Annotated in this window: 25 protein-coding genes and 1 riboswitch; of the genes, 10 read left to right on the top strand and 15 right to left on the bottom strand. The window is 62.9% G+C overall.

Translation table 11 applies throughout. The features are described 5' to 3' along the window. The first annotated feature begins 35 nt into the window (after window positions 1-35). A complete protein-coding gene (locus AC1DTQ_RS09780) occupies window positions 36-1,418 on the top strand; it encodes a glycoside hydrolase family 30 protein (protein WP_477849680.1) in 1,383 nt (460 codons plus the stop codon). A gap of 50 nt (window positions 1,419-1,468) precedes the next feature. Here AC1DTQ_RS09780 and AC1DTQ_RS09775 read toward each other — a convergent pair whose 3' ends face one another. Continuing rightward, entirely contained in the window at window positions 1,469-2,626 is a 1,158-nt protein-coding gene (locus tag AC1DTQ_RS09775; RefSeq protein ID WP_477849371.1) for a sensor histidine kinase, read from the bottom strand. A gap of 421 nt (window positions 2,627-3,047) precedes the next feature. On the opposite strand from AC1DTQ_RS09775, the gene AC1DTQ_RS09770 reads away from it, so the two are divergent. After that, window positions 3,048-3,296 carry a hypothetical protein gene (locus tag AC1DTQ_RS09770; RefSeq protein ID WP_477849370.1) on the top strand — a complete coding sequence of 83 codons (249 nt, stop codon included), beginning with the start codon at window positions 3,048-3,050 and terminating at the stop codon, window positions 3,294-3,296. A 40-nt stretch (window positions 3,297-3,336) separates the two neighbouring features. Here AC1DTQ_RS09770 and AC1DTQ_RS09765 read toward each other — a convergent pair whose 3' ends face one another. The 3 genes from AC1DTQ_RS09765 to gcvP form a co-directional block, all read right to left on the bottom strand. After that, a complete protein-coding gene (locus AC1DTQ_RS09765; RefSeq protein WP_477849369.1) occupies window positions 3,337-3,687 on the bottom strand; it encodes a nucleotide pyrophosphohydrolase in 351 nt (116 codons plus the stop codon). 99 nt (window positions 3,688-3,786) lie between these two features. Further along, entirely contained in the window at window positions 3,787-5,436 is a 1,650-nt protein-coding gene (locus AC1DTQ_RS09760) for a pectate lyase (protein ID WP_477849368.1), read from the bottom strand. 190 nt (window positions 5,437-5,626) lie between these two features. Beyond that, window positions 5,627-8,533 (bottom strand): aminomethyl-transferring glycine dehydrogenase, encoded by a 2,907-nt coding sequence (gcvP, locus tag AC1DTQ_RS09755; RefSeq protein ID WP_477849366.1) that lies wholly within the window; start codon window positions 8,531-8,533, stop codon window positions 5,627-5,629. A gap of 39 nt (window positions 8,534-8,572) precedes the next feature. Continuing rightward, window positions 8,573-8,692, bottom strand: a riboswitch (glycine riboswitch). A gap of 204 nt (window positions 8,693-8,896) precedes the next feature. Here gcvP and AC1DTQ_RS09750 point away from each other — a divergent pair. From AC1DTQ_RS09750 to AC1DTQ_RS09740, 3 genes are read left to right on the top strand one after another with little or no spacing between them, the layout of a single operon-like run. Next, a complete protein-coding gene (locus AC1DTQ_RS09750; RefSeq protein ID WP_477849365.1) occupies window positions 8,897-9,673 on the top strand; it encodes a hypothetical protein in 777 nt (258 codons plus the stop codon). Then, window positions 9,670-10,914 carry a multidrug effflux MFS transporter gene (locus AC1DTQ_RS09745; protein ID WP_477849364.1) on the top strand — a complete coding sequence of 415 codons (1,245 nt, stop codon included), beginning with the start codon at window positions 9,670-9,672 and terminating at the stop codon, window positions 10,912-10,914. The genes AC1DTQ_RS09750 and AC1DTQ_RS09745 overlap by 4 nt, the downstream gene beginning before the upstream one ends. Before the next feature lie 60 nt (window positions 10,915-10,974). Next, window positions 10,975-11,361: a hypothetical protein gene (locus AC1DTQ_RS09740; protein ID WP_477849362.1), complete on the top strand. Its 387-nt coding sequence runs from the start codon at window positions 10,975-10,977 to the stop codon at window positions 11,359-11,361. 80 nt (window positions 11,362-11,441) lie between these two features. Here AC1DTQ_RS09740 and AC1DTQ_RS09735 read toward each other — a convergent pair whose 3' ends face one another. The 8 genes from AC1DTQ_RS09735 to AC1DTQ_RS09700 all read right to left on the bottom strand — a co-directional run bounded on the left by AC1DTQ_RS09735 (window position 11,442) and on the right by AC1DTQ_RS09700 (window position 19,232). Beyond that, window positions 11,442-12,893 carry a trypsin-like serine peptidase gene (locus tag AC1DTQ_RS09735; RefSeq protein WP_477849361.1) on the bottom strand — a complete coding sequence of 484 codons (1,452 nt, stop codon included), beginning with the start codon at window positions 12,891-12,893 and terminating at the stop codon, window positions 11,442-11,444. Between the two features lie 252 nt (window positions 12,894-13,145). Continuing rightward, complete coding sequence (locus AC1DTQ_RS09730; RefSeq protein ID WP_477849360.1) at window positions 13,146-15,131, bottom strand: M2 family metallopeptidase; 1,986 nt, start codon at window positions 15,129-15,131, stop codon at window positions 13,146-13,148. Window positions 15,132-15,190: 59 nt separating this feature from the next. Continuing rightward, window positions 15,191-15,868, bottom strand: coding sequence for a YrbL family protein (locus AC1DTQ_RS09725; RefSeq protein ID WP_477849359.1), 678 nt, complete (start codon window positions 15,866-15,868; stop codon window positions 15,191-15,193). A gap of 190 nt (window positions 15,869-16,058) precedes the next feature. Then, window positions 16,059-16,589 (bottom strand): hypothetical protein, encoded by a 531-nt coding sequence (locus AC1DTQ_RS09720; RefSeq protein WP_477849358.1) that lies wholly within the window; start codon window positions 16,587-16,589, stop codon window positions 16,059-16,061. A gap of 84 nt (window positions 16,590-16,673) precedes the next feature. Then, window positions 16,674-16,928, bottom strand: coding sequence for a cell division topological specificity factor MinE (gene minE / locus AC1DTQ_RS09715; RefSeq protein ID WP_310094278.1), 255 nt, complete (start codon window positions 16,926-16,928; stop codon window positions 16,674-16,676). 2 nt (window positions 16,929-16,930) lie between these two features. Next, window positions 16,931-17,740: a septum site-determining protein MinD gene (gene minD, locus AC1DTQ_RS09710; protein WP_477849357.1), complete on the bottom strand. Its 810-nt coding sequence runs from the start codon at window positions 17,738-17,740 to the stop codon at window positions 16,931-16,933. 75 nt (window positions 17,741-17,815) lie between these two features. Further along, the gene (minC, locus tag AC1DTQ_RS09705; protein WP_477849356.1) at window positions 17,816-18,613 is read right to left on the bottom strand and encodes a septum site-determining protein MinC; all 798 of its coding nucleotides are present in this window, start codon (window positions 18,611-18,613) and stop codon (window positions 17,816-17,818) included. A 25-nt stretch (window positions 18,614-18,638) separates the two neighbouring features. Continuing rightward, window positions 18,639-19,232: a GNAT family N-acetyltransferase gene (locus AC1DTQ_RS09700; protein ID WP_477849355.1), complete on the bottom strand. Its 594-nt coding sequence runs from the start codon at window positions 19,230-19,232 to the stop codon at window positions 18,639-18,641. A gap of 146 nt (window positions 19,233-19,378) precedes the next feature. Between AC1DTQ_RS09700 and AC1DTQ_RS09695 the strand changes: the two genes are divergently transcribed. The 5 genes from AC1DTQ_RS09695 (at window position 19,379) to AC1DTQ_RS09675 (ending at window position 23,822) form a co-directional block, all read left to right on the top strand. Then, window positions 19,379-20,608: a sensor histidine kinase gene (locus tag AC1DTQ_RS09695; RefSeq protein WP_477849353.1), complete on the top strand. Its 1,230-nt coding sequence runs from the start codon at window positions 19,379-19,381 to the stop codon at window positions 20,606-20,608. Further along, complete coding sequence (locus AC1DTQ_RS09690; protein WP_477849352.1) at window positions 20,605-21,246, top strand: response regulator; 642 nt, start codon at window positions 20,605-20,607, stop codon at window positions 21,244-21,246. Before AC1DTQ_RS09695 ends, AC1DTQ_RS09690 begins: the two co-directional genes overlap by 4 nt. Before the next feature lie 215 nt (window positions 21,247-21,461). Continuing rightward, window positions 21,462-22,625: a polyketide cyclase gene (locus tag AC1DTQ_RS09685; RefSeq protein ID WP_477849351.1), complete on the top strand. Its 1,164-nt coding sequence runs from the start codon at window positions 21,462-21,464 to the stop codon at window positions 22,623-22,625. Window positions 22,626-22,765: 140 nt separating this feature from the next. Next, entirely contained in the window at window positions 22,766-23,137 is a 372-nt protein-coding gene (locus AC1DTQ_RS09680) for a DUF423 domain-containing protein (RefSeq protein WP_477849350.1), read from the top strand. Between the two features lie 10 nt (window positions 23,138-23,147). Continuing rightward, window positions 23,148-23,822 (top strand): DNA-3-methyladenine glycosylase family protein, encoded by a 675-nt coding sequence (locus AC1DTQ_RS09675; RefSeq protein WP_477849349.1) that lies wholly within the window; start codon window positions 23,148-23,150, stop codon window positions 23,820-23,822. Window positions 23,823-23,832: 10 nt separating this feature from the next. Here AC1DTQ_RS09675 and AC1DTQ_RS09670 read toward each other — a convergent pair whose 3' ends face one another. Genes AC1DTQ_RS09670 through AC1DTQ_RS09660 form a run of 3 tightly spaced genes read right to left on the bottom strand, consistent with a single transcriptional unit; the run spans window position 23,833 to window position 26,026 of the window. Then, a complete protein-coding gene (locus AC1DTQ_RS09670) occupies window positions 23,833-24,171 on the bottom strand; it encodes a hypothetical protein (RefSeq protein ID WP_477849347.1) in 339 nt (112 codons plus the stop codon). 26 nt (window positions 24,172-24,197) lie between these two features. After that, complete coding sequence (locus AC1DTQ_RS09665; protein ID WP_477849346.1) at window positions 24,198-25,235, bottom strand: NADP-dependent oxidoreductase; 1,038 nt, start codon at window positions 25,233-25,235, stop codon at window positions 24,198-24,200. After that, on the bottom strand, window positions 25,232-26,026 hold the full coding sequence (locus tag AC1DTQ_RS09660; RefSeq protein ID WP_477849345.1) for a DUF4328 domain-containing protein: 795 nt from the start codon (window positions 26,024-26,026) through the stop codon (window positions 25,232-25,234). Before AC1DTQ_RS09660 ends, AC1DTQ_RS09665 begins: the two co-directional genes overlap by 4 nt. Between the last annotated feature and the right edge of the window lie 21 nt (window positions 26,027-26,047).

Here is a 26,047-nt window from a genome sequence, read left to right as displayed (position 1 = left end):
TGGCCCATTCCTCCAGTTACGCCGCCGAAACCCCCATGAAGAAATTCTCCAGCAACGGCAACACCGTCGCCATTTACACCAGCGCGCAGGGCTCGGAGCAGCGGCTCAGTAAGAGCGGCACGGCCACGCTGCAGCCCGGGCACAAACTGGTCGAGGTGGAAAACTCGATCTTCGTGGACCCCGACAAGCGCTACCAGTCCGTGCTCGGCATCGGCGGCGCCATCACCGATTCCAGCGCCGAAGTGTTCGCCAAACTGGATTCCGCCCGCCAGGCCGAATTCCTCAAGGCCTATTACGACAAGGAGAACGGTATCGGCTATTCCCTGGCGCGCACCACCATCCACAGTTCGGATTTCAGCAGCGCCAGCTATACCTACATCAAGGAAGGCGACAAGACGTTGTCCACTTTCTCCATCGATCACGACCGCAAAGCACGCATCCCGCTGATCAAGCAGGCCATCGCCGCGGCGGGCGGCAAACTGACCCTGTTCGCCAGCCCGTGGAGCGCGCCAGCCTTCATGAAGACCACCAACAATATGCTGAAGGGTGGGGCGCTGCTGCCGGAATACAACGACGCCTGGGCCAAGTATTTCACCAAGTTCATTGCCGCCTACGAGAAGGAGGGCATTCCGATCTGGGGCATCACCGTGCAGAACGAACCGATGGCCACGCAGACTTGGGAATCGATGCTGTACACCGCCGAGGAAGAGCGCGACTTCCTGAAGAACCACCTGGGTCCGACCATGCACAAGGCCGGCTACGCCGACAAGAAGATCGTGGTCTGGGATCATAATCGCGACATGATGGCCTATCGCGCGCGGGTGATCTTCGACGATCCGGAAGCGGCGAAATACGCCTGGGGCATGGGCTTCCACTGGTACGAGACCTGGGCCGGTTTCGAGCCGATGTACCGCAACGTCGCCGCCGTGGCCGAAGCCTATCCGGACAAGCCGCTGCTGCTGACCGAAGCGACGGTGGAGAAATTCGACGCCTCGCGTTATCAGTACTGGCTCAATGCCGAGCGCTACGGTAGCGCCATGATCAACGACCTCAACAACGGCGCGGTGGGCTGGACCGATTGGAACATCCTGCTGGACGAAACCGGCGGCCCGAACCACGTGGGCAATCTGTGCTTCGCGCCGATCCATGCCGATACCAATACCGGCGAACTGATCTATACGCCGAGCTATTACTACATCGGCCATTTCTCCAAGTTCATCCGCCCCAACGCGCGGCGCGTCAGCGCGGCCAGCAGCCGCAGCACGCTGCTGGCCACGTCCTTCCTCAATGAGGACAACAAGCTAGCGACGGTGGTCATGAATCCGACCGACAAGGAGATCGCGTACAACTACTACGTGGGTTCGGACTCGGCGCAGGTGAAGATCCCCGCGCATGCGATCCAGACTCTGGTGCATTGAAGTAGCGTCTGCTCTTCGCCGCTGCCAATTGCGGCGATGGGCGAGGCGGGTCACGCAGCCTGTGGCAGCGGAGGAGCGCCCTCGATCAGCGAATGCCGCGGCAGATCGATGGTGAACACGCAGCCCAAGCCGGGTAGGTTGCGCACGCTCAGCACGCCGCCGTTCGCTTCCACGCTGCGGCGTGCGATCGACAAGCCCAGGCCCAGGCCGCTACGGTCTTCCGCTTCCTGCACGAAAGGAACGAACATGCTTTCGGCGCTGCCCGGCTGTAGGCCGCCGCAATGGTCCTGCACATCAATCAGGATACGGCCGGCCAGGGCATACGCATTCAGGGTCACCTCGCTGTGCGGATGGGTAAACTTGAAGGCGTTCTGCAGTAGGTTGCCCGCTGCCGCCAGCAACAGGTCGCGGTCCACATCCATGGCCAGCGATGGATCCACGTCCGATACGGTCAGCACGCATTCCTTCACCTCCGCTTCCAGCGAAGCGGAGAGCTTGATCTCGGCGATGAAGTCGGCGAGAGAGCAAAGCTGTTGTAACGGTATGCCCGCGGTCATGCGCACTTCGGCCAGCGAACGGTCGATGAGATTGCTCAAGCCCACCAGCGCACGGTCGAGTACGCCGCCGGTGGCGCCGCCCAGGCCCACGTTGCCCTGTTTGATGATGGAAAGCGCCAGCGTGGCGGTGCACAACTGGTTGCGCAACTCATGGGCGAAAAAGCCCAGTCGCTCGTTCAATTCCACCGCCTGCCTGTCGGCGACGGTGAAGTCGCGCTGGTAACCGTATTCGGTCACCGCACTGGCGATGGCGTTGTCCAGGCAGCGGTTGAGCGTGCGGAACTCGTCCACGCCGATGGGTGCGTTGGTTTCCACGGCCAGGTCGGAGATGGATTGGCACAGGTCGCCGTAGTCGTGCACCACTTCTTCGACGGTGAAACCGTGCGCCTGCAATTCCTTGCCGTGCAGGGTCGCCGATTCGCCGATTTCCGAGAGCGCCGGCTTGCCGCCCCCCGAAGGACCGGAGACGCGACGGCTCTGCAGCGGACTGGTGGTCCGCTCCATGATCAGGGTCTTGATCAACTGGTCCAGGAAGATGCTCACGCCATGCGCCAGCTCGTCTTCCGGCACGCCTGGCGGCGCGCGCAGCGCGACTTTGACCCGGCAGCGCGCGATCAACTCGGCCCGGTTGGCGGTGAGGAACTCATGCATCATTCCCCACCATACGCTGTTTGTTGCGGCGCAAGGCGGGCAGGAGACCGGCGGTAGCTTGACCACTGGCCAAGAGCTCCGCAAAGCCGGCCCAACGGGCCGGAAAGCCATGTAGAGACGCACTTGTGGTCCGACTTCGACGAGCTGGGCGGGCATCTTCGGAAAGTCGCTGACGGACGATCGGCGCCGCATTCCGCGCGAATGGCGCTGATGCGCTTAACGTCCGGCGTGTGGCCAGGTGAACGAGCCATGCAGCATCCGCGTCGATCTCGCGGTGCAAATCGAGATAGCTCGGCGCCTGCCTGCATCCACTTGTGATGCCGTGCGCATTTTGCCGCGATGCGCATCGGCAATGCCGCTTTTTCACGCGATCCGGGAAAAATCTTGGGCACAATCGTGTGGTCGTACAACGGAGTCCACCATGTCCGAACGCGAGCGACGCAGTTCGATCATTCAGGAAGATACATCCGAGTTGAAGAAAGGGCTGACGCCGCAACAGCTAGCGACGCTGCACACGATGGAGCAATTCCATTGGAGATTGCGTTTCGTGCGTCGCCCGATGTTCATGGCGCCGATCCCGATCGTGTTCCACCGCGATGGCGTGCGTTTCGCCGTGCTGGAAGCTGATGGCACCATCAACGAGAATCCAGGTTTCAAGATCCGGCCGTAAGCACTGGGCGGGTACCTTTCCCTCTCGATCGCTGCCGACGCTAGAGATCGCTGTACTTCCTGATGCTTCCCTTCGAGCGGTCCACCGGATATTTCTCCGCGTTGAGCCCGATCTTGCGCCAGGCCGCCTCCATCACATCGATCTGCAGCTTGTCCGACAGCTGCAACAGGTAGAGCAATACATCGGCGATCTCCTCGCCGACTTGCACGCGCTTGTCGTCCGGCAACGTACGGCTTTGCTCTTCGGTGAGCCATTGGAAGTGTTCCAGCAACTCGGCCGCTTCCACGGCGAGGGCTGAAGCCAGGTTCTTCGGCGTATGGAACTGTCCCCACTCCCGTTCTTGCGCGAACGCGCGTTGGGCGGCTTGCAGTTCGTCCAGGTTCCGGCTCATGGGTCGACTCGATCCTTGCGTTGGGTCGCATCGTAAATCAGCAGCCCGGTCCATGCCCGCGATCTGTTCCGGTGCGACCGCCATAGGCGCCGATACTTCCTATTGCTCGGTTCGCAATGCCTCGATCAGTCGCGCCATGTTCTCGATATAAGTGCCGGTGGAAATCCCGATCGCCGGCTTGTCGGCCAGGTAGGGGCTGGTGTCGCTATCGTCGCCTGCGCGGGTGGTGCCGAAATCGCCCTCGGGCGGCACCGCCGGGCCGTCGCCACGGTAGGGATGGCTGGTCGCGAGCAACGGGGTAGGCCAGTAACCCTCCGCGTTCAGGCCCTGCACCAGTTGCACGGCGGTCTTGCCGCCGGCAGTGAGGTTCAGGTCGGACACTTCGCCGATCTTCTGCATGAAATAACGCGGCAGCGGGCCCCGGGCCTCGGCTTTGAGGATCGAATCGCGCGTAGCTTGCGCAGGATCCATCGCGGCCAGTTCCGTGTATTCGTCGCGCAGTCCTTGCAGATCGATAGCGCGCGTCTGTCCGTAGTGGCCGATCACATGCGCTGGATCGTGGTCGACGTAGTACTCGCCATTGACCACGTTCGAGCCGCGCCGGTGCACATACAGCGGACGGTTGCTGCCGATTTCGATGTAAGTGGGGAACGCGCGGCCATGCTCGATCTTGTCGTCGGGCAAGCGCACCGATTGCAGCCAGTCCAGTGCCTCGGGAATACGCGCGAGGAAACGCCGGTCGCCGGTTTCGCGATAGAAGGCCATCAGCGCGCGCACGTTGTCGGCGGTGGTATGCGTGACCAGGGCTTTGGGTTCGTAGGTGCGGGCGGCGGCGGGCTTCAGATCCAGCGTGTGCTGCAGACCCCAGCCCGCTTGCGGCGCGGATTGCTGGGTCTTGACGTAGATGTCCATCGCGCGGGCGATGGAACCGGGGATGCGTTCGTCGCCCAGCAGCTTGTAGGCGAGCAGCAGGAACTCGATGTTCTTGCGCGCCACATCGTCGTTGAAAGTGAGGTAGCCGGTGTAGTCCTGGTGGCCATGGTGGACATAGGGCTTCTGCACCGGCCAGCGTTGCGGCCAGCCGCCGTTGCCGTACTGGCTGGCGAGCACGAAATCCAGGCTGCGGCGCGCGGCGCCCAGATAGCGCGGATCGCGGCCGGCCTCGGCCATACGCAGGATCAGCTGCATGGTTTCGCCGGTGCCGTCGTCATCGAAAGTGGCGTTGTCCCAGTCGTGCTGGAACTCCTCCATGCGCCATGCGTTCTTGCCGACGGTGGAGTACCACTTGGCGGTGGCTTCCGGACCATCGAAATCGATGAAGTAATTCCAGCCGCCTCTGGGCTTCTCGCCGCGCAGCAACGCGTCGGTGGCTGCGGCCGCTGCGCGGTAGTAGGTATCGTCGCCGGTCGCATGCCAGGCATCGAGGAACAGATGGCCCATGGTCGCGGTGCCGGGAGGCTGCACCCAGATCATCGATGGGGTCGCTTCTAGCTCGCCCCAGCGGCGCGAGAAATCCGGCAGGTACGACCACACATAACCTCCCTGCGTGGACACCCTGTCGACCATGAACTCGGTCGCCCGCTTCATCGTCGCTCGGATCGTGTCGGCGTCGGGCGCGAGAGATGCGTCAGGCGTCTTCGCTTCTTTCGCAGACACATCGTGCGAGAGGGCGAGCAACGGGGTTCCGGCCAGCGCCAGGATCGAAACGACCATCGCAGCAAGGAGACGTAGTGGGGAACGTACGGGCATGGCGATCGTGTTCCTTGCGGCGTGTTTGCCGAGTGCGATCTTGCCGGCTTGTACGGACACGTCAAGCGCTGGTTTCTTCGTCGTCGGCGTTGTCCCGAGACATTCCGATTCGGCGCAAGCGCACTCCGGCTCCGGAAAAAAGAAGCCCCGCATCGCGGGGCTTCTCTGCATCGATCGGGGCATTCTCGGACTACATCACGTCCGGTTCGCTGAAGGCCTCGATCTCGCCGGCGAACTCGTTGATCGGGATGCAGCTGCAGAACACGTTCTTGTCGCCGTGCACGTTGTCCACACGCGCGACCGGAGACCAGTATTTCTGCAACTTCAACGTGGCCAGTGGGAACGCCGCCAGTTCGCGTGGGTAGGCGTGCGTCCACTCGCTGGCCATGACCATGGTCGCGGTATGCGGCGCGTGCTTGAGCGGGTTGTCTTCGCGGTCCAGGCGGCCGTCTTCCACCGCACGGATCTCGTCGCGGATCGCGATCATGGCGTCGATGAAACGGTCGAGCTCGTGCTGCGATTCGCTTTCGGTCGGTTCCACCATCAGCGTGCCGGCGACCGGGAAGCTCAAGGTCGGCGCATGGAAGCCGAAATCGATCAGGCGCTTGGCCACATCCTCGGCGCCGATGCCGGTGGCGTCCTTGAGCGGGCGTAGATCCAGGATGCATTCGTGCGCCACCAGCCCATTGCGGCCGGTGTACAGCGTCTCGTAATGCGGCGCGAGCTTGCGGGCGATGTAGTTGGCGTTGAGCAAGGCGACCTGGGTGGCCTTGCGCAGGCCGGCCGTGCCCATCAGGGTGATATACATCCACGAGATCGGCAGGATCGAAGCAGAACCGAAGCTCGCCGCGCTGACCATGCCCACATCGCCTTCGCTGCCCAAGGTGCGCGGCAGGAACGGCGCCAGATGCGACTTCACCGCGCACGGACCCACGCCGGGGCCACCGCCGCCATGTGGAATGCAGAAGGTCTTGTGCAGGTTGAGGTGGGAGACGTCCGAACCCCACTTGCCCGGCTTGGCCACGCCGACCAGTGCGTTCATGTTGGCGCCATCGGTGTATACCTGGCCGCCGTGCGCATGCACGATTTCGCAGATGGCGACGATGTCCTCTTCGAACACGCCGTGCGTGGACGGGTAGGTGATCATCAGCGCGGCAAGACGGTTGGAATATTTCTCCGCCTGCTTGCGGATGTCTTCGACGTCGACATTACCGTTGGCGTCGCACTTGGTCACCACCACCTGCATGCCGCACATCTGCGCGGAAGCGGGATTGGTGCCGTGCGCGGACTCGGGGATCAGGCAGATGTCGCGGTGGCCTTCGTTGCGCGAGCGGTGGTAGGCGCGGATCGCCAGCAGGCCGGCGTATTCGCCCTGCGCGCCGGAGTTGGGCTGCAGGCTGACCGCGTCGTAGCCGGTGCATTCCACCAGCATGGCTTCCAGTTCGTCGATCAGCTGCTTGTAGCCAGCGGTCTGGGTGGCCGGCGCGAGCGGATGGAGGTTGCCGAACTCCGGCCAGGTGACCGGGATCATTTCCGCCGTGGCGTTGAGCTTCATGGTGCAGGAACCCAGCGGGATCATGGTGCGATCCATGGCCAGGTCCTTGTCCGCCAGCGAACGCATGTAGCGCAGCATTTCGTGTTCGCTGTGATGGGTGTTGAACACGGGGTGGGTCAGGAAGGCGCTGGTGCGCAGCAACGAAGCGGGCAGGGTGTCCTGGGTCTTCGCATCCAGCGCGTCGATGTCGGCGAGGGTGGCGCCGAACAGCTTCGCCAGCGCGACGATGTCTTCGCGCGTAGTGGTCTCATCCAGGCTGATGCCGACGCTGCCGGCATCGATGGGGCGCAGGTTGACGCGCGCGGCGGCGGCCTTGGCATGCAGTGCCGCGGCGTCGACGCCGGTGATGTGCAGGGTGTCGAAGAAATTGTCGCCCACCTCTACGCCGGCATCGCGCAGCGCGGAAGCCAGCAGTGTCGCCAGCCGGTGCGTGCGACGGGCGATGCGGGTCAAGCCTTCCGGGCCATGGTAGACCGCGTACATGCTGGCCATCACCGCGAGCAATACCTGCGCGGTGCAGATGTTGGAAGTGGCCTTCTCGCGGCGGATGTGCTGCTCGCGCGTCTGCAGGGTAAGGCGATAGGCGGGCTTGCCTTCGGCATCCACCGATACACCGATCAAGCGGCCAGGCATGGAGCGCTTGTACGCGTCGCGGCAGGCCATGAAGGCGGCGTGCGGCCCGCCGAAACCGTAGGGCACGCCGAAACGCTGGCTGTTGCCGACCACGATGTCCGCACCCCATTCGCCGGGCGACTTGACCAGGGTCAGCGCCAGCAGATCGGCGGCGACGGCGACGATGCCGTTGCGCGCATGCACGGCGTCGGCCAATGCCTGGTGGTCGCCGATGCGACCGAAGGTGTCCGGGTATTGCAGCAGCACGCCGTAGCTGTCCAGCGTGAGCGCTTCGCTGTCGTCGCCGACATGCAGTTCGATGCCCATCGGCTCGGCGCGCGTGCGCAGGACTTCCAGCGTCTGCGGGTGCACGTTGTTGGAGACGAAGAACACGTTCGATTTCGATTTGGCCGAACGCTTGGCCAGAGTCATCGCTTCGGCGGCGGCGGTGGCTTCGTCCAGCAGCGACGCGTTGGCGATTTCCATGCCGGTGAGGTCGGCGACCAGGGTCTGGAAGTTGATCAGCGCTTCCATGCGTCCCTGCGAGATTTCCGCCTGATAGGGCGTGTAGGCCGTATACCAGGCTGGGTTCTCCAGGATGTTGCGCAGGATGACGTTCGGCGTATGTGTGCCGTAATAACCTTGGCCGATAAAGCTGCGGAAGACTTCGTTGCGGTCGGCGATAAGGCGGATCTTAGCCAGCGCCTCGACCTCGGTGATCGCTTCGGGCAGAGCGAGCGGCGCAGGCGACTTGATGTTACCTGGCACGATGGCGTCGGTCATGCCGTCCAGCGAATCGTGGCCGATGACCTGCAGCATGTGCGCGATCTCGGCGTCGTTGGGGCCGATGTGGCGTTCGACGAAGGCGGAATGGTGTTCCAGTTCAAGCAAGCTGAGGTCGCGCAGGGAGGGCGAGGGTGTCTTTGACATGGCGGGGACGTCCGTAGGGCACGCGCGAAGCCGCACGTGGGGCGCCCCTCTGTCCTTTTGCCTGAGAGTTTGGAAGCGACGACGGCAATTGCCGTTTTTCCGTCCTGCTTCTTGCCCCTTCGGCGCCGGCATTCTGCCGATCTCTCCAGAGTGTGTGCACGCGGCGGTCACTAGCCTGAGCGATTACGGGCGTTGCGCCTTCGGCAGCGGGCCTACCTGTTCCAGGCTGGTCCGCTTCTCCCACTGCGTGCTGCGAGGGAATTATAGCCTTTGGCCCGACGAGATGAGCATGGAAAGGTCGCAAATCCGGCCAGATGCAAGGGATTGGCTTAAAATGAATAGCCGAAACCATAGCGATACGACATGACCCAGCCGGTCGAGCCCCGCCATACGCCCCACATCGAACTCGTCGAGGCGCCGATCACGATGACGGCAGCGTCGGAATTCCCTGCGTCGGCTGAGACTTCGATCGTCGTACGTTTGTTGGGCGTACTCAAGCGCGAACCGGTGCTGTTCGTGACCATCGCTTACGTTTTCGTCTCGATCCTCGGCCTGTGGTCGAGCTATTGGTTCTTCCGTAGGTTCAACATCCCGATACTCCAATATCTGCAGAGCAGCGATTTTTTCGTTGCCGGACTACGCCGCCCGGAGCTCTTCGTGCTCCTGGGAATAAGTCTGATAGGGCTGTGGTTGAGCGCTTGGCCGATGCGGTGGACGGAGCGCAATGTCGAACGCGCCGCCGAATACCGGCGCAAGTACTGGTGGGGGAAGTTGTTCTTTCCGGATAGCCGGAGCTGGCTCAGTTTCTGGGGCGTTCGCAGCGAAACCTTGCTGCTGGGAGGGTTCCTACTCCTCGCGGTCCATCTGGCGTATTCGCATAGCACCACTTCGGCAGTTGCGATCCTGAAAGGCAAGGACAAGGGCCACCTTGTGAAAGTTCGTCTTTCCACCGGCGAAACCCTGCCAGCCGAGGCATCGTTGCTGGGAACCACCAGTGCTTTCGTCTTCTTGTGGTGGTCCGCGACGAACCAGGTAGAAATAGTGCCGATCGAGTCGATATCCAGGATCGAGTCGATCGACACACCTTCGCTGCCCTCGGCACTTCAACGGCCGGCACCCGCGACAAAGGCTCCGCGGTGAAGTCCAGCGTTTCCACCCGCCGCCTCACCTGGCTGCTCGCCGGTTTGTCCATGCTCGGCCCGTTCTGCATCGACACCATCTTCCCCGCATTCCTGCAGATGGGCGCGCAGCTCAATGCGGGGCCGCTGGCGATCCAGCAGACCATCAGCGTCTACCTGGTCGCCTATGCGGCCATGAGCATCGTGCATGGGCCGTTGTCCGATGCGATCGGCAGGCGCTCGGTGATTATCGGCGGAATGGTGGTCTTCACGCTGGCTTCGGTCGGCTGCGCATTGGCCAAGGATCTGCCGACGCTGCTGATGTTCCGTGCCATGCAGGGTTTGTCCGCCGGTGCGGGACAGATCGTGGGACGCGCCGCGATACGCGATCTCTTCCACGGCGACGATGCGCAACGGCTGATGAGCCAAGTGTCGATGCTGTTCGGCATCGCACCGGCCATCGCGCCCATCGTCGGAGGCTGGATACTGGGTTGGGGTCAGTGGCCGGTGATTTTCTGGTTCCTGACTGCGTTCTCGGCGGTGCTGCTGCTGGCTACCTGGTTCTGGTTCCCGGAGACCAATCCCGCTTCCGCGCGCGCGCCGTTGGTCGCGCGCCATTTGGTGCGCGACTACGCGGCGATCTTCCTCAATCCGCGTTTCCAGCGATTGGCGGCGGCCGGCGCGTTCAACTTCGCCGGCATGTTCCTGTATATCGCCTCGGCGCCGGTATTTGTGATGCAGCATCTGCACCTGGGCGAGCGCGATTTCGCCTGGCTGTTCATCCCGACCATCGGCGGCATGGTGGTGGGTTCCTACCTGTCCGGCCGTGCTGCGGGACGCATGGATGGCGATCGGCTGACCGCGATCGGGTTCGCTGTGGGTGGCATCGGCGCGCTGTTGCACATCACCTACGCCGCGTTCGCCGATCCGTTCACCATTCCATGGGCGGTACTGCCGCTATTCCTGACCGGTGTGGGCGTGGCGCTGGTGTTCCCGATCCTGACCCTGGCGATCCTCGACATGTACCCGCGCCACCGCGGCTCTTCTTCCTCTCTGCAGGCCTTTACCAGCCTGGTGGTGGCGGCTTTGGTGTCCGGCGCGATGTCGCCCTGGCTCAGCCACAATCCCTTTCATCTGGCCCTGGGCAGCGCCTCATTGACCCTGCTCGGCTGGATCTTCTGGCGCTGGGAGCGCAATGTCTGCAAGCGGCTGCCGGCGTGCCCGCAGGAGATCGTCGCGGTGGAACCTCCCAACCAGCTTTGACGTACCGTCCGCAGCTATCGCCGCCGCCGTATCCCTACTTCATTCCCCGCAAGCGAATCCATGTCAATCAACTCCAAGGTCAAGCGCGAGGCGAAGAAGCGCAACACCGCCAAGGCGCGTACCGGCAATCCCACCGCGACTCCGATCGAGCCGCACGCCGAGTTGCGGGACCAGGAAGGGCAACTGCTGGCCGGCATAGTGCGCCGCGATGGCGAATGGGTGTTGGGCATGGGCGGACAGATCGCCGGCGGCTCGGAAAGCGCGGCGCAGGTGCTGGCCTTGATCAAGCGCGCCGCCAGGCTCCACGAAGCGCATGGCACGCCGGTGCGGCTGAAATATTCGGATGCGCTGAAGGACGCCGCGCTACGCGAAGTGGAGGCGAACGGCAGCAGCTTCGAACAATTCGAGGCGCAGTTGGAGTCGAGCATGGCGGCGACCAAGCCCTAGGCCTGCGACATCGCACGATCGACCCATTCTGTCGGTCGTGCGAACCGGATCGCCGCAGGCGGACGACGGGGGTATTGGAATCAGCGTTCTAGCCGGTCCGTGCGTGCGCGGCGACGAATTATCCTGTCTGCCGGGACTGTCTGCGCTGCTGACGTGGCCGGTTTAGCGGCCGCTGCAGGACTAGCGCCGGCATGAGTCAGGGGATGCGAGCCGTTCAGGCGTATCGGAGTGGCGGATGGCGGCGACAGCCATTGGCTGATGTTCGGAAAGACCACGTCGAAGCGCGAGTAGTAATCGCGATTGCCTGCGTTGCCCAATGCGCCGCTGTTGGCGCACGAGGCGCTGCCTCCATACAGCCCCCCCCGCAGACGGTAACCACCAGGATCGGTGGTGAAGAGGCCGGAGCCGCTACTGCCGCCTTCCGTCGTGCCGCTGAGCCAGCCCACGGCGACCTGACTTGCATCGGCGGAGACTTGTTGGCCTAAGGAAACCTTCTTGGCATCGCCGCTAGGGTGATGGATGCCGATGATGTTGCTGGAAGCGGCAAGTACAGCCGAATCCCAGCCGGAGAATTCCGAGTCGGCGGGCGGGGCATTCTTGAGCCGTAGGAGCATGCCGTCGGTATTCGCGTTCGAATAAAGATAGTCCGAACCGCCCGCCAACAGCACCTTGGCGGCCTGCACGCCGCTACCGCAGGAGGTCGCTTCGTACTTCCAATAGGTATTGAGGCTATTGGCCACGGTCTGGAAATTCTGCACCGGGACTCCATCGGAGCCGCCAGCAAAGCAGTGATTGGCCGAGTAGAAATAGGGAATCTGAGTAGCGGCCACCGTATCCGCAAGTAGCGTGCCGGTACAGATGTAACTCACGCCGGTGCTGTAGGTGAAGAGCATATGCGCGACGGCGTTCTTGGCACTGACGAAATTGGGCCCCAGTTCGACCACACGACAGGCCGTGTCCACGTTGCAGCTCCCCGATTCGCCGATCTTCTGGATGATCTTGAAATCGTTGCGGCTGTTGGCCAGCAGATGCGAAAGCTCCGGAGCCTGTAGCTTCGCCGCACCGCGAGGCACTCGGGCGGGTAAGTAGATTTCGACGATTTGCCGCTCGCCATCGGTTCCTGGCGTCCAGAAAATCCCACGCGTGTTGGCCAGCTCGCGAACCTCCCCGCCAGTCATCATCGCAACAACATGCGATGGGTCGTCCGAGCCGGCGAAGCGCAATTCGACGCGCGGATCCAGCGCGCCCACTTGTAGGCCGACGCGAATGCCCAGCGCCACCGGCGAACCGATTTCGATACGGGCGACCGAACTGCCATCGGGCATGGCGATCCACTTCAGCGCTTGCAAAGTACGTGCCTCGCCTTCGCTGGACGCAAGACGGCCGATGCCGATTTGAGCGGGCTTCATTCGGCGGCTGGCGTTGTACTGCTCCACTTTCAGAATCTTGGCAATCGGCATTTCCCGGTATTGCAGATGCGTCACCAGCTTGGTGGGGTACGCGTCGGCGCGCCAGCGTGGCGTTACCAGCACCGGAGCGGTCCTGCTGCGCTCGCTAGGGACACTCTCTGCGGCGGATGCCGGTGATATCCGGCAAGTCATGGCACAGGCAGCCGTAAAAACGGCGGCGAAAAGAAAACGGTTCGAATTCATCGGCAGGTCCCTTCCAGCAGGAATGCTCTTTTTCGGAAACGCACAGGTACGCGCCAAGCTCAATTTAGCAGCTGCGGACTGCAACAAGAAGGCCGGCAAACGCCGGCCTTCTTGCGCCACTCCCTGAATGATTCAGCCTTTCCCAGTGGTTGGCGTGGGTGCGGCCGATGCGGCAGCCGGCGCCGGCCAGCCGCAGGTCTTGCCCTCGTTCTGCTGCTTCAGCCACGTCTGCAGCGGTCCGAAATATTCCAGCACCGCGCCGGCATCGGCCTTGTCGCTGCCGGTCAGCTCCTTCAGCGTGGCCTGCCAGGGCTGGCTGGAGCCTTTTTCCAGCATCGCCCAGAACTTCTGACCGGCCACCTTGTTGCCGTAGAAGGTGCAGTCGTACAGCGGACCCTTGTAGCCCGACGCGTCGCATAGGCCCTTGTAAAACTGGAACTGCAGGATATGCGAGAGGAAATAACGGGTGTACGGGGTATTACCCGGCACATGGTACTTGGCACCTGGATCGAAGAATTCCTCGCCGCGCGGCGTTGCCGGACCTACGCCCTGGTACTTGGCCTTCAGTTCCCACCAGGCCTGGTTGTAATGATCGGGCTTGATGGAGCCGTCGAACACGCCCCAGCGCCAGCGGTCGATCATCAGGCCGAACGGCAGGAACGACACTTTCGCCAATGCCATGCGCATCTGCGAATTGATCAACGCCTCGTTGCCCTGCTGCGGCGTGTCTACCATGCCGATCGAGTTGAGGTACTTGGGCGTCATCGCCAACACCATGGTGTCGCCAATGGCTTCATGGAAGCCGTCGTTGGCGCCGCCCTGGAATAGCGGCGGCTGTTTGTTGTAGGCCAGGTCGTAATAGATATGGCCGAGTTCGTGGTAGATGGTGGTGAAGTCTTCCTCGTTGGGCTTGATGCACATCTTGGTGCGCACGTCGCCGGCCATGTTCATGTCCCAGGCGCTGGCATGGCAGACCACGTCCCGGTCCAGCGGCTTGATGAACTGGGTTTTGGTCCAGTAGCTTTCCGGCAGCTTGGGCATGCCCAGCGAGGTATAGAAGTCCTGGGCACGTTCGGTCATTTGCTTAGCCACCTCCAGCTGCGCGGCGCGCTCGGCGGCGAACTGTTTGTCGGCGGTGGGCGCCGCGCCGGCCTTGGCCAGTTCGCGCGCGTAGTCGGCCTGGTATTCCTTCTCCAGCGCACTGGTGATGTCCAGGCTGCCGACACCCTTGTAGGGTTCCAGCATGTCCCACAGATTGCCCCAGTCCTGCTGCCACATATTGCCCAATAGGTGCGCCGGCAGCAGGCCGTTGACCTGGCCTTTATCGTTGCCGTATTGCGCTTCCAGTTTGGTGCGCGTGTAGCAGTGCAGCTGTTCGTACAGCGGCTTGACCTGTCCCCACAGTCGATCGGTTTCGGCGGCGATTTCGACGGGGGTCATGTCGTAGCCGCTGCGCCACATTTCGCCGGTATCGGCGAAGCCCATTTCTTTGGCGCCTTCGTTGACCAGTTCGGCGAAGCGCGTGTAGTCCTTGCGCATCGGCTGGGCGATGGTGTGCCAGCCCTGCCAGGCGTCCAGCTGTTTGTCGTAGTCGCGGCTGCTGCGCAACACGTCCTCCAGTTCGCCCAGCTGCCGGCACTGCTTGGCGGCGCCTTCCCCGGTGCAGTAACTGCCGGAGCCGTACATGCCTTCCATCTTGGTCGCGATCTGGGTCAGCTCGGTGAGCTTGGCCGGATCCTTGGGCGCGGGCATGGCTGTCATCAGTTTCAGCAACTGGATGGAACGCGCAGTGTCCGGAGTCATTTTTTGGCCTTCGAACTTCCTGGCCTGTTCGATCCAGCCGTTGAGCTGGGTGAGATAGCGCTCGTTGGCCTTGGCTGCCAGCATCTGGCTGTCGTCGTTGATATAGGTAGAAGACAGCCACTGTGCCGAGTTGATCTCCGGATAGAGCTTGCGGTATTCGTCGTTCACCCGGGCTATGAACTCGTCAGCCGTTTCTCCTTTGGCCGCGGCGGGCGCCGCGGTCGTGGCCGGTTCGGCGGGTTCTTTCTTGCAGCCGGAAAGCGAAATCGCGCTCGCGCCGATGGCGAGCGCGAGCAGGAGGTGGCGTTGCTTCACAGGAAGTCCTTGGCGGCGGCGACGAGCGCTGGAACGCGAAGGCTAGTGAAGCGGGGGAGTTACTGCAAGTTCGCCCCGTCCTGCAGCGCGGCGCGAATGCGCTCGCGCAGGCGCTGAGCGCGGCGCGCCACCTTGCGGTGCATCAGGCGCTTGGACCAGCGCGAAAAGGGCAGAATTTCCTTGCCGTTTAATACGGACTTGGCGTCGACGCAGATCAGTTCGACCCGGTCGGCATACGGGACTACTACGAAATTGCCCGCATTGAGGTCGAACAAAGGGACGTCGTTGTCCAGCAACCAGACTTCGAAGGAACCCACCGCGGCGCATAGGCTTGCGGCCGGATAGCCTGGGTCCACGAACAGGTGATGGTAAAGACTGCGCGCGGGGCTGCTGTCTTCGAGCAGCACGCAATCGCAACGCAATGCCGTGCCCTGCGGCATGTCGACCAAGCCATGGCAGGCAGCCAGCCGTCCTTCGGTGCCAGCTCCCAGACGCGCTCGCAGCTCGCGGTAGGCGCTGAGTTCCGTCTCGTTTTCGCCGAGCCGGGAGAAATGGCGCGCCAGCCAGCGGCGCGCGCTTTGTCGCGCGCCTACTCGCGTGCGTTCGGCCGGTGGCAGCTCGAATTTCAGGCACTGCGCAGGATCGCCGGGGTCACGGGCGCACAAGCGGTTGGCACCGCGCGAAATGACCTCCAGGCCTTGCCAGTTGTTTGTGCCGGTGTGGGGGGGCGGAAGCATCCCGCAATTTTGCCTGACAAAACCCGCCATTGAGCAGTGACGAATTAATTCCTGCAAAAAATGAACCGTCATCCCAGCGAAAGCTGGGATCCACCTTGATCTTCGACTTGGCGCATAAAGCAAAAGGCAAAATGGATCCCAGCTTGACCAGCCATTTGGCTGTTGAAAGCCGCTGGGATGACGATTCACTTCAAGCTGTGCTTCCGACTTTGCAAAGGTCGCAATGCTCCCGGTCTGACAGCAAGCCTCGCTCTATCAGCCATGCCTGCGCATCCTCAGCGTCCTTCTCGAACCACGCTTTTGTCGATCCCAGACGGAACGAATAACCCCATGCATCCATGTCGGCCATCAACCGTTCGCTACCGACACTAGGCAAATCATCCGCAAGCACGATCTGCAGGTAGCAGGTGGCGTCTTCCTCTATATCCGAATCGGTGGCGTCGGTGTGCACCTGCTCGCGACGTTCGGGCGGCAATACGATGAGGTGGCAGGCTTCGTGCAGTAGGGAATGCACCGGCGTGTCGCCGCGCGCATACACGGTGCTGCCGATCACGCCGGCCTCCGGATCGCCCCAGAAGCTGCCGGGAATGGGAAGTCCGTCTTCGACCGTCTGCAAGCGCAAGTCGTGGCGGGCGAGCAGGGCAGCGAGATCGTCGAACGGCAGGTCGGCGACCCGCAACACATCGGGATGAGGGGCGACGATGGCAATAGCGGGAATCATAGGGACTTTTGTAGGAGCGCCCTGGGCGCGAGTCTTCGGCTGCAAATCGCCAAGCGCTCGTACCCAGGGCGCTCCCTGCAGAATTCAGGCGCTACCTTCCTGCAACGACACCGAGATATCCAGCACGTCGTGTTCGCCTTCCTTGATCAGTTTCACGTTGACCGCATCGGCATCCACGTTGACGTACTTCTTGATCACTTCCAGCAGTTCGCGCTGCAGCATGGGCAAATAATCCGGGCCGCCTCGGGTAGTGCGTTCCTGCGCCACGATAATGCGTAGGCGGTCCCTGGCGATCGAGGCGGTTTCTTTCTTCGGCTTGAGGAAATCGAACAGTCCCATGCTCAACCTCCGAACAGCTTGTTGAAGAAACCCTTCTTCTCCACGGTGGTGAAGCGTAGCGGACGTTCTTCGCCCAACAGCCTGCCCACGGCGTCGTCGTAGGCCTGGCCGGCGGTGGACTCCAGTTCCAGAATGACCGGTTCGCCCTTGTTGGAGGCGTTGAGGACGTCTCCCGATTCGGGGATCACGCCGATCGTCTTCAGACCCAGCACTTCCTCGACATCCTTGATACTCAGCATTTCGCCGCCTTCCACGCGCGAGGGGCTGTAGCGGGTCAGCAGCAGATAGGGCTTGAGCGTTTCGCCGTTTTCGGCCTTGCGGGTCTTGGAATCCAGTAGGCCCAGGATGCGGTCGGAGTCGCGCACGCTGGAGACTTCGGGGTTCACCACCACCACCGCCGTATCGGCGAAATACATGGCCAGGTAGGCGCCTTTCTCGATGCCGGCCGGCGAATCGCAGACCACGTAGTCGAAGCCGTCGGCTTCCAGATCCTTCAACACTTTTTCCACGCCTTCTTTGGTCAGCGCATCCTTGTCGCGGGTCTGCGAGGCGGCGAGGATGAACAGCGTATCGAAGCGCTTGTCCTTGATCAGCGCCTGCTTCAGCGTGGCTTCGCCATGAGTGACATTGACGAAGTCGTACACCACCCGACGCTCGCAGCCCATGATCAGGTCAAGGTTGCGCAGGCCGACGTCGAAGTCGATGACCGCGACCTTCTTGCCGCGACGCGCCAGACCGCAGGCGATGCTGGCGCTGGTGGTGGTCTTGCCAACGCCGCCCTTGCCGGAAGTGACAACGATAATTTCAGCCAATGGTGTATCTCCTGCTTGTACGTTCGGGGGAATGCTTCTTCAGAGGGTCGGTCTGCGTCTGAGCGCGGAGCGAGGTCACTGGGCGGCAATCATGAGTTGGTCTTGCTTGTCCGGGCCGTGTTCCAGCCAGACTTGCACGGGTTTGCCGCGCAGTTCCTTGGGTACGTCTTCCAGCACTTTGTAGTGGCCGGCGATCGCCACGAGTTCGGCATGGAACTCGCGGCAGAAGATGCGTGCATCGGTGTTGCCCTGCGCGCCGGCCAGCGCGCGGCCACGCAAGCTGCCGTAGATGTGGATGGAACCGTCGGAAATGACTTCGGCGCCCGCGCCGACCGTACTGAGCACGGTGAGGTCGCGGTTCTCCGCATACAGCTGCTGGCCGGAACGCACTGGCGTTTTCTGCACCAGCCCGGGACTGCTCGCATTAGCGGCAGGCGCTTTCGCGGTCTTTGCGGGAGCGGCCTCGGCGCTTTCCCGGCGAGCAGGCGGCGCGGCAGAGGTTGTGGGTGCGGCGGCTCCGACAGGTTCGTATTGCGCACGGAACTTCGCCAGCAGCGGCAATCCCAGCTGTTCGGCCAGTTGTTCGGTTTCGCGCGTGCCGTAGGAAAGGCCGACTGGCAGCACGCCCGCTCCGCGCAGCCCCTCCAGTAAGGCCTGGGCGGTGGCGACGTCGGGCATTTGCGCCAGTCCGCCGAAATCGATGATGACCGGGGCGCGGCCGAACAGCTTGGGCGCGCGGTCGACGCGTTCGCGCATTTCGCGCGACAGCTGGGCCACGTCCAGGGTACGTACGCGCAGGTTGGCGATGCCGACCTGGCCGATCTTGAGTTCGCCGGCCTGTTCGTAATCCAGGTTCGCCGAGGTCGTGCTCATGGACTCATGCTCATGTAGACCATGCTCATGTTCCGGTGGACCTTTCCGCCGCCGCCGCGATCAGACGGCTACGCGCCCAGGGCAGGTCGGGGAGCGCATCGCCGTAGGTCTCGCGCACCCACGGATAGCTGCACAGTTCCTTCATCAGCATGCTGGCGCGCACGCCGGCATCGGGCATCTGGGTCTGGCCGACTTCCTTGAAACCGAAGCTGCCATGGAACAGCAGGGCCGGGTCGGCGCCGTGGTCCAGGAATACCTCGCAGGCCAGCTGCGGGTACCTCAACTCGGCGTAACTCTGCACATCGGCATAAAACGCACGGCCGACGCCACCGCCGCGGCGGCGGCTGGCCACCACGATGCGGTCGATGTAGAAGAACTTCGGATAGCGTTCGCGGAACCAGGCGAAGTTGCTGCTGTCGTGATCGGAATCGGCCCCGAAACCGACCAGGAAGCCAGCCAGGTTGCCGTCGCGCTCGGCGACGCGGAAATATTCGGCCTGCTCATGGAAACGGTGCAGCCTGGCCGAATCCAGCGGCAGGATCGCCAGTCCGGCGTTGTTGTTCAGGGCTAGGACGGAATCCAGCTCGTGCTCGCGCACGTCGCGGATGACAATCGACATTCAGCTCGCTCCGGGGAGATGGTACGGGTGGCCGCGAGCCACCGGCCCGGATTATCGCATGCGCGGCAAGGTGCGGGGCGACTGTGAGAGCGCAGGCATGACTTTCGGTCAGGGTGGGCGCCGGGCAATCGGCCTAAGATGGATGGATGTTGAATCGCCTCAGCCACACCCGCCTCCTGCGTGCAGCCGGTCTGTACACATGGGCGCTGGTGGGTATCCCGATCATTCTGAACATTTGGTTCCTGCCGCCTTCGCGTGGCGTGGACGAGACGGCCGGGCTGGGCGTCAACGTGCCCATGACGGTCGTTTCCTATCTCGCTTTCGGGCTCTGCTACTGGCTGGCCACCCGTTCGCTGGGTTCCCGGGACGCCGTGGCTTCGACCCGCGGCAATTTCGTCCTGCTGCTGGTGCTGACTACCGCGGCGGTGGCCGTGGGTTATTTCACCCAGACCGGGCTGAGCGCGATGCTGCTGCTGGTCATGGCGGGCGTGCTGCCCTGGATACTCAGCCTGCGGGCGGCGGTGGCGTGGTTGCTGATGGCCCATATCCCGCTGGTGCCGTCGTTCATGGCCCGCGACGATTTCAGCTTCTGGGATGCGCTGTTCCAGTCGACTTTCTACGTGGGATTCTCCGCCTTCGTGCTGGTCACCGCGTACGTGGCGCGTCAGCAGGCGCAGGCACGGGACGAACAGCGCCGGCTCAATGCGGAACTGCGCGCCACCCGCATGCTGCTGGCCGAAAGCGCCCGGGTCAACGAACGCACCCGCATTTCCCGCGAACTGCACGACTTGCTGGGTCATCATCTGACCGCGCTCAGCCTGAATCTGGAAGTCGCCGGCCATATGACCGAAGGCCGCGCGCTGGAGCACGTCAAGCAAGCTCATGCCCTGGCCAAGCTGCTGCTGACCGACGTGCGCGAGGTGGTCAGCCAGCTGCGCGAGGGCGATGCCATCGATTTGGGAGGAGCGCTGCTGCTGCTGACCGAGCGGGTGCCGGCGTTGACAATCCACATGAATATCGAGGAACCGCTGACGCTGGACGATGCCGAACGCGCCCACGTGCTGCTGCGCTGCACCCAGGAAATCATCACCAACGCCGTACGCCATGCCGGGGCGCGCAATCTCTGGATTCATTGCCGGCGCGACGGCGGCCAGATCGTTATCGATGCCCATGACGATGGACACGGCGCCGACGTGGTGATCGCCGGCAACGGCCTGCGCGGCATGCGCGAACGCCTGCGCCAGCATGGTGGCAACATGACCATCGAATCCCGTTTGGGCGGTGGCTTCCGCCTATGCCTGCAGCTTCCCGTTGATACGACCGAACCCCTTGCCCTGGAGCTTCGCCCAGAGCCCCTTACCGGAGGTACCGCATGATCCGTGTTTGCCTGGTCGACGACCAAACTTTGGTAAGAGAGGGCATCCGTTCGCTGCTGGGGTTGGACGACGGCATCGAGGTGGTCGCCGAAGCCGCCGACGGCCGCCAGGCCGTGGAGCTGATACCGCAGATCAAGCCCGATGTGGTGCTGATGGACATGCGCATGCCGGTGATGTCCGGACTGGAAGCGTTGCAGGCCCTGGCCGCCACGAACCAGCTGCCCCCGGCGATCATCCTGACTACTTTCGACGACGACCAATTGGTGTTGGCGGGGCTCAAGGCGGGGGCCAAGGGCTACCTGCTGAAGGATGTCTCGCTTGAACAACTGGTGGGCGCGATCCGCACCGTGGCTTCTGGCGGTTCGCTGGTGCAGCCGGCCGTGACTCAGCGTCTGCTGTCGGGTCTGGAGCACATGCGCAACGATTTCGTCAGCCTGGACCGTCCCGATCCGCTGACCGACCGGGAAACCGAGATCCTGCGCCTGATGGCCAGCGGCTTCTCCAACAAGGAGATCGCCAATTCGCTGGGCGTGGCGGAGGGCACGATCAAGAACCACGTCTCCAATATCCTGTCCAAACTGGGCGTGCGCGATCGAACCCGCGCCGTGCTCAAGGCATTCGAACTTCAGCTGGTCTGAACAAGCTGGTTTGAGCGGGAAAGCGGGCTGGATCGGGCGGGCTGTGCCGGTTCGGCCCGCTGTTTTTGCTTAAGTGCCCGGTCGGTGAAGATTCCGTTGCGTTGCGGCGCAGCGCCCGCCGATGCACCAACAGGCTGACCGAATCCGCCAAGCCTGCTAGGATGCGCCCTGCACCTATTTCACTGGCCAAGGGATCGGCCCCCGGAGACTGCTGAATGACCCGTTTGCTCGAGTTCCTGATTGCACTGGCGCTTGTCCTAGCGCTGTTCCTGGTGGTCGGCCTGGTGCTGCCTTCCAAGCGTCACTTGGTGGAAAGCACCGAGACCAACCGACGCATGACTATCGTGTTCGACACTATCAATAGCGTCCGCCGGCTCAAGGACTGGAACCTGCTGATGCCCAGCAAGGTTTCCGAGCTCACCTACACCGGCGGCGGCGAAGACCACACCGGCGTCGGCGCGCGCGTCGACTTCAACTCGGCCGACAAGCGCTGGGGCAAGGGCCACTGGGAAATCACCGAGAGTGAAGCCCCGGCCGGCACCGGCGGCGGAAAGGTGGCGTACGCCATCGAAGACCGCACGCCTGGCGGCGACAAGAAGACCGTGTTCACCCTGGCGCCGGCCGGCAAGAACGGCCGCAACGTCAAGGTCACCCAGGCCTACGACGTCAACTACGGCTGGAACCTGTTCGGTCGTTTCAACGGCATGTACGTCAGCCGTCACGTAGGCGATTCGGTCAAGGCCAGCTTGTCTAAGCTGACCAACATGCTGGCCACGGTACCCAACTTCGACTATCGCATCGCAGGTTCCAAGCTGACCGGCCTGAAGATCGCCGAGGTGCCCGCCGAAGACCTGCTGGTGGTCAAGGCCGGCAACATCGATCGCAACAACGACATGATCAAGGCTTCGATCAAGGCGAATCAGGAGTGGATCAAGCGCGTGATGGAATCCAACGGTCTTGAGGCCGCCGGTCCGGTGCGCATCATCACCACCGATTTCGGCACCGAAAAGTACGCCTTCGATGTAGCTCAGCCGGTGCGCAAGCGCAGTGGCGCCGCGCCCAAGCCGGCCAGCGGCGACAAGGCCAAGCCCGAGCCGCCGATCACGCCGCCAGCCACGCCGGCTGCATCGACCGGTCCGCTGAAGGTTTCGGTTTCCGGTACGCCGGTCGAGTACGTGCATGTCGAGGCGCACAGAGCCGCTTCCGCAAACTACACCGGCTATATGGCTGAACTGGACGCCGTGCGTAATTCGCTGCGCGCCTGGGCGATGACCAATGGATATGAAGTGGCCGATCGCCCCTACGAGTCCTGGAAGGGCGGCGTGGATCAGGCGTTCACCGCCGAAGGCGCCTTCGACGTCTATTGGGCCATCAAGTAAGAGCAAGCAATAACGTGCCGCGGACCCCGGTCCGCGCGCGGTTTGGAGGTAACGCGCCGCTTTTTGCGGCGCGTTGCATTTCGGAACAGGAGATCCATCCGCCACCGGCCAGGACGCCGCTTCCTGAAGAGGCCGCTGCTTTGTTGAATTACGATCGTCGCCAACGCAAACCCTCTTTGCTCGCTTTTTCCGGCGCCTTGTTCGCGGCGCTCGCCGTCGCGCTCGGCGCCTATGCGGCCCATGGCGTCGCCGACGCGCACGCGCAATCCAATCTGCAGACTGCCGCGTTATACGCATTCGGTCACGGGGTCGCCCTGGCCGCGCTTACGGCGGGTACGTCCAGGTCGCTGGGGCGGGCCGGCCTGTACTTATTGCTGATAGGCATACTGCTGTTTTCGGGCAGCCTGGCCTTGGGGGCGCTCGCGCAAATCAGCACCAAGCTGGCGCCGGTAGGAGGCATTGTGTTGATGCTCGGCTGGCTGCTGTGGGCCCTTGACGCCATCCGTCGCTGAGTCTGCCTGCATGCCGCGCCACGCCCGGGGTTTCGATACCGAACAGGCCTTCGATCATCTGGGCAAACGCGATCGCAAACTTGGCGCGTGGATGAAGCGCATCGGGTACCTCGAACCGCAAGCCGGTTGGCGCAAGCCATTCGACCCGGTCGACGCCCTGGCCCGCGCGATTCTGTACCAACAGCTCAGCGGGAAGGCGGCGTCGACCATCGTGGGTCGCGTGGAGGCCGCCATCGGCAGCACCCGGCTGCATTTCGACACGTTGGGGCGCATCGATGACGCGACCTTGCGCGCCTGTGGCGTCTCCGGCAACAAGAGCCTGGCGTTGCGCGATTTGGCTGCCCGCGAAGCCAACGGGGAAATCCCCAATCTGCGGCAGATGTCGACGATGCATCAGGACGATATCGTCGCCGCCCTGGTGCCGGTGCGCGGTATCGGCCGCTGGACTGTGGAAATGATGCTGATGTTTCGCCTGGGGCGGCCCGATGTGCTGCCGGTGGACGATCTGGGCATCCGCAAAGGCGCCCAGCGTGTCGACAAACTGGAAGCCATGCCGACGCCCAAGGAGTTGCTCGCGCGCGGCGAGCGCTGGGGGCCTTATCGCAGTTATGCGAGCCAGTACCTGTGGCGCATCGCCGATTTCGCAGCCGAAGCGAAGACGCCGACCAAGCGTTCGCAGGACTGACAGAAACGCGCTATCCGGGGTAGCCGCAGGCGACAGCAGGCAGCAGCTGAATCGCCAGACCGGTGGCGAAAGTGGTCAGCAAGCCGGCGGCGCCTAGCCAGATCAGTTCTGCGGGCCGCAACCAAGCAGATGCCACCAATAAAACCAGTGCCGTACCGCCCAAGATCACTACTGAAGCAGCCATCAGGATCAGACCCAGGTAGCAGCCCACGCCTGCATGGGCATAGACAAGGACGGCAGACAGCAAGAGCAACACAGCCACGCATGCGATACCGCAGATGCGTGCCGTACCCTTTCGATCGAGCTGCGCGCGTTTTCCTGGCGATGTCGACGGTTGTTCTTTGACCATAACCATTCCTTGGTTGGATTTGCACGCTATTCCGATGCGACCTGCAAGACCAGCTTGCCGAAGTTCTCGCCGGTGAACAGCTTCACCAGCGATTCCGGGAAAGTATCCAGCCCGACCACCACGTCTTCGCGCGATTTCATGCGGCCGTCTTTCAGGTAACCGGCCAGCTCGGCGATGGCGATCGGGTAGCGATCCGCGTAATCGAACACCACGATGCCCTCCATGCGTGCGCGATTGACCAGCAGCGACAGATAGTTTTTCGGCCCCTGTACGCCGGTGGCGCTGTTGTACTGGGAAACCGCTCCGCAGATGATGATGCGCGCTTTGCGGCGCAGGCGCGCCAACACGTGGTCCAGAATTTCCCCGCCCACATTGTCGAAGTAGATGTCGATGCCATCGGGGCAGTGCGTTTTCAGGCCGGCGCGCACGTCCTCGTTCTTGTAGTCGATGCAGGCGTCGAAGCCCATGTCGTTCACCACGAAGTCGCACTTGGCCTTGCCGCCAGCGATGCCGACCACGCGACAGCCCTTGATCTTGGCCAATTGGCCCACGGTCTGACCGACCGCGCCGGAAGCGCCCGAGACCACGACTACATCGCCTTCCTTCGGCTGTCCCACGTCCATCAGGCCGAAGTAGCCGGTCATGCCTGGCATGCCCAGCACGTTGAGCCATTGGGTGATGGTTCCCATGCGCAGGTCGATCTTGCTGATGGCGTGACGCTTGATTTCGGCGGACGCGAATTGACGGTACTCCTGTACGCCCAGGCCGCCCGTTACCAGATCGCCGACCGCGAAGTTCTTGTGCTTCGAAGCGATCACCTTGCCGATCCCACCGGCGCGCATCACCTCGCCGATCTCGACCGGCGCGATGTATGACTTGCCTTCGTTCATCCAGCCGCGCATCGCCGGATCCAGCGACAGCGAGAGCGTCTTCACCAGCACGCCGTCTTCGACCGGCTCGGTCACCGCTTCGGTGGTGAATTGCCAGTTCTCACGTGTGGTCATGCCAACCGGACGATTGGCCAGTCGGATCTGGTGGTTGGGCAGGTTTCCGAATGCGGTCACGGGGTCGATTCCTGTGCGGTAGAAGAGGGAAGGATGGGCGGAAACGTCGGCGTGGCAAGACCTTGAGTTGCCACCCTGGGGTCGATGCCCCCGGAGAGCCTTGCGGCGTGCGCGCGGACCTGCGCGGCGTACAGGTGGTTGGCGATCAGCAGCAGGACAATGCAGAGAGGAACATGGATCGCGTCGCACGTCATGCTGGCCAGCAAGGCGTTGTCGTTCTGCTCGAAACTGGTCGCGCGCCAACTCATTCGTCCGGCCGCATTGGACACGAAGTTCCAGACCAGCCACAGGAACCACCAGAGCGGCAGCAACATCGCGATCAGCTCGCTGGAATCGCGATCCCGGACGACGTTAAGCGTCCAGATTTCCTTCATCGCCTGGTACGGTTTCCAGAGATTGGCGAAGGGGATGAAGTACCAACCCACCGCCCATCCCGGCGTGTAATCCATCTTGTTGGCACCGGCCAAGAACCGCGTATTGCTGGCCATCCGGTAGATCCACATGGCGATAATCACCCAGCAGGCCACCAGTACCAGCAGTTGCAATACCGGGGCCATCACCAAGTGCAACGGCATGTCCGCGTAGGTGTCGTCCACGGTCAGGCCGGCGGCTTCCCCTTCGCGTAGAAGGGCGCGTTGCGCGGAGGAAACAAAGAAGGTCGTCGCGGCCATGACCGCGCTGCCTACCAGGCAGAGCCTGACCAGATGGGTCAGGACAGCCGGGTGTTTGAACCGGCCGCCGGCCACGGTTCCGGTGACGGCGCTGGCGGGCGCGTTGTACGGATTGTCCATTCGATTCCCCTGTTCCCGGGT

The sequence above is a fragment of the Pseudoxanthomonas sp. P4_B2 genome (genome assembly GCF_056402315.1).
This window is presented reverse-complemented; position numbering and strand designations above follow the sequence as displayed.

Excerpts from the sequence above, each read along its gene's own strand:
- AC1DTQ_RS09780 (WP_477849680.1), top strand. The coding sequence starts at position 36 with ATGAAGAAATTCTCCAGCAACGGCAACACCGTCGCCATTTACACCAGC.
- AC1DTQ_RS09775 (WP_477849371.1), bottom strand. The coding sequence starts at position 2,626 with ATGCATGAGTTCCTCACCGCCAACCGGGCCGAGTTGATCGCGCGCTGC.
- AC1DTQ_RS09770 (WP_477849370.1), top strand. The coding sequence starts at position 3,048 with ATGTCCGAACGCGAGCGACGCAGTTCGATCATTCAGGAAGATACATCC.
- AC1DTQ_RS09765 (WP_477849369.1), bottom strand. The coding sequence starts at position 3,687 with ATGAGCCGGAACCTGGACGAACTGCAAGCCGCCCAACGCGCGTTCGCG.
- AC1DTQ_RS09760 (WP_477849368.1), bottom strand. The coding sequence starts at position 5,436 with ATGCCCGTACGTTCCCCACTACGTCTCCTTGCTGCGATGGTCGTTTCG.
- gcvP (WP_477849366.1), bottom strand. The coding sequence starts at position 8,533 with ATGTCAAAGACACCCTCGCCCTCCCTGCGCGACCTCAGCTTGCTTGAA.
- AC1DTQ_RS09750 (WP_477849365.1), top strand. The coding sequence starts at position 8,897 with ATGACCCAGCCGGTCGAGCCCCGCCATACGCCCCACATCGAACTCGTC.
- AC1DTQ_RS09740 (WP_477849362.1), top strand. The coding sequence starts at position 10,975 with ATGTCAATCAACTCCAAGGTCAAGCGCGAGGCGAAGAAGCGCAACACC.
- AC1DTQ_RS09725 (WP_477849359.1), bottom strand. The coding sequence starts at position 15,868 with ATGCTTCCGCCCCCCCACACCGGCACAAACAACTGGCAAGGCCTGGAG.
- AC1DTQ_RS09720 (WP_477849358.1), bottom strand. The coding sequence starts at position 16,589 with ATGATTCCCGCTATTGCCATCGTCGCCCCTCATCCCGATGTGTTGCGG.
- minE (WP_310094278.1), bottom strand. The coding sequence starts at position 16,928 with ATGGGACTGTTCGATTTCCTCAAGCCGAAGAAAGAAACCGCCTCGATC.
- minC (WP_477849356.1), bottom strand. The coding sequence starts at position 18,613 with ATGAGCACGACCTCGGCGAACCTGGATTACGAACAGGCCGGCGAACTC.
- AC1DTQ_RS09700 (WP_477849355.1), bottom strand. The coding sequence starts at position 19,232 with ATGTCGATTGTCATCCGCGACGTGCGCGAGCACGAGCTGGATTCCGTC.
- AC1DTQ_RS09695 (WP_477849353.1), top strand. The coding sequence starts at position 19,379 with ATGTTGAATCGCCTCAGCCACACCCGCCTCCTGCGTGCAGCCGGTCTG.
- AC1DTQ_RS09690 (WP_477849352.1), top strand. The coding sequence starts at position 20,605 with ATGATCCGTGTTTGCCTGGTCGACGACCAAACTTTGGTAAGAGAGGGC.
- AC1DTQ_RS09685 (WP_477849351.1), top strand. The coding sequence starts at position 21,462 with ATGACCCGTTTGCTCGAGTTCCTGATTGCACTGGCGCTTGTCCTAGCG.
- AC1DTQ_RS09675 (WP_477849349.1), top strand. The coding sequence starts at position 23,148 with ATGCCGCGCCACGCCCGGGGTTTCGATACCGAACAGGCCTTCGATCAT.
- AC1DTQ_RS09670 (WP_477849347.1), bottom strand. The coding sequence starts at position 24,171 with ATGGTCAAAGAACAACCGTCGACATCGCCAGGAAAACGCGCGCAGCTC.
- AC1DTQ_RS09660 (WP_477849345.1), bottom strand. The coding sequence starts at position 26,026 with ATGGACAATCCGTACAACGCGCCCGCCAGCGCCGTCACCGGAACCGTG.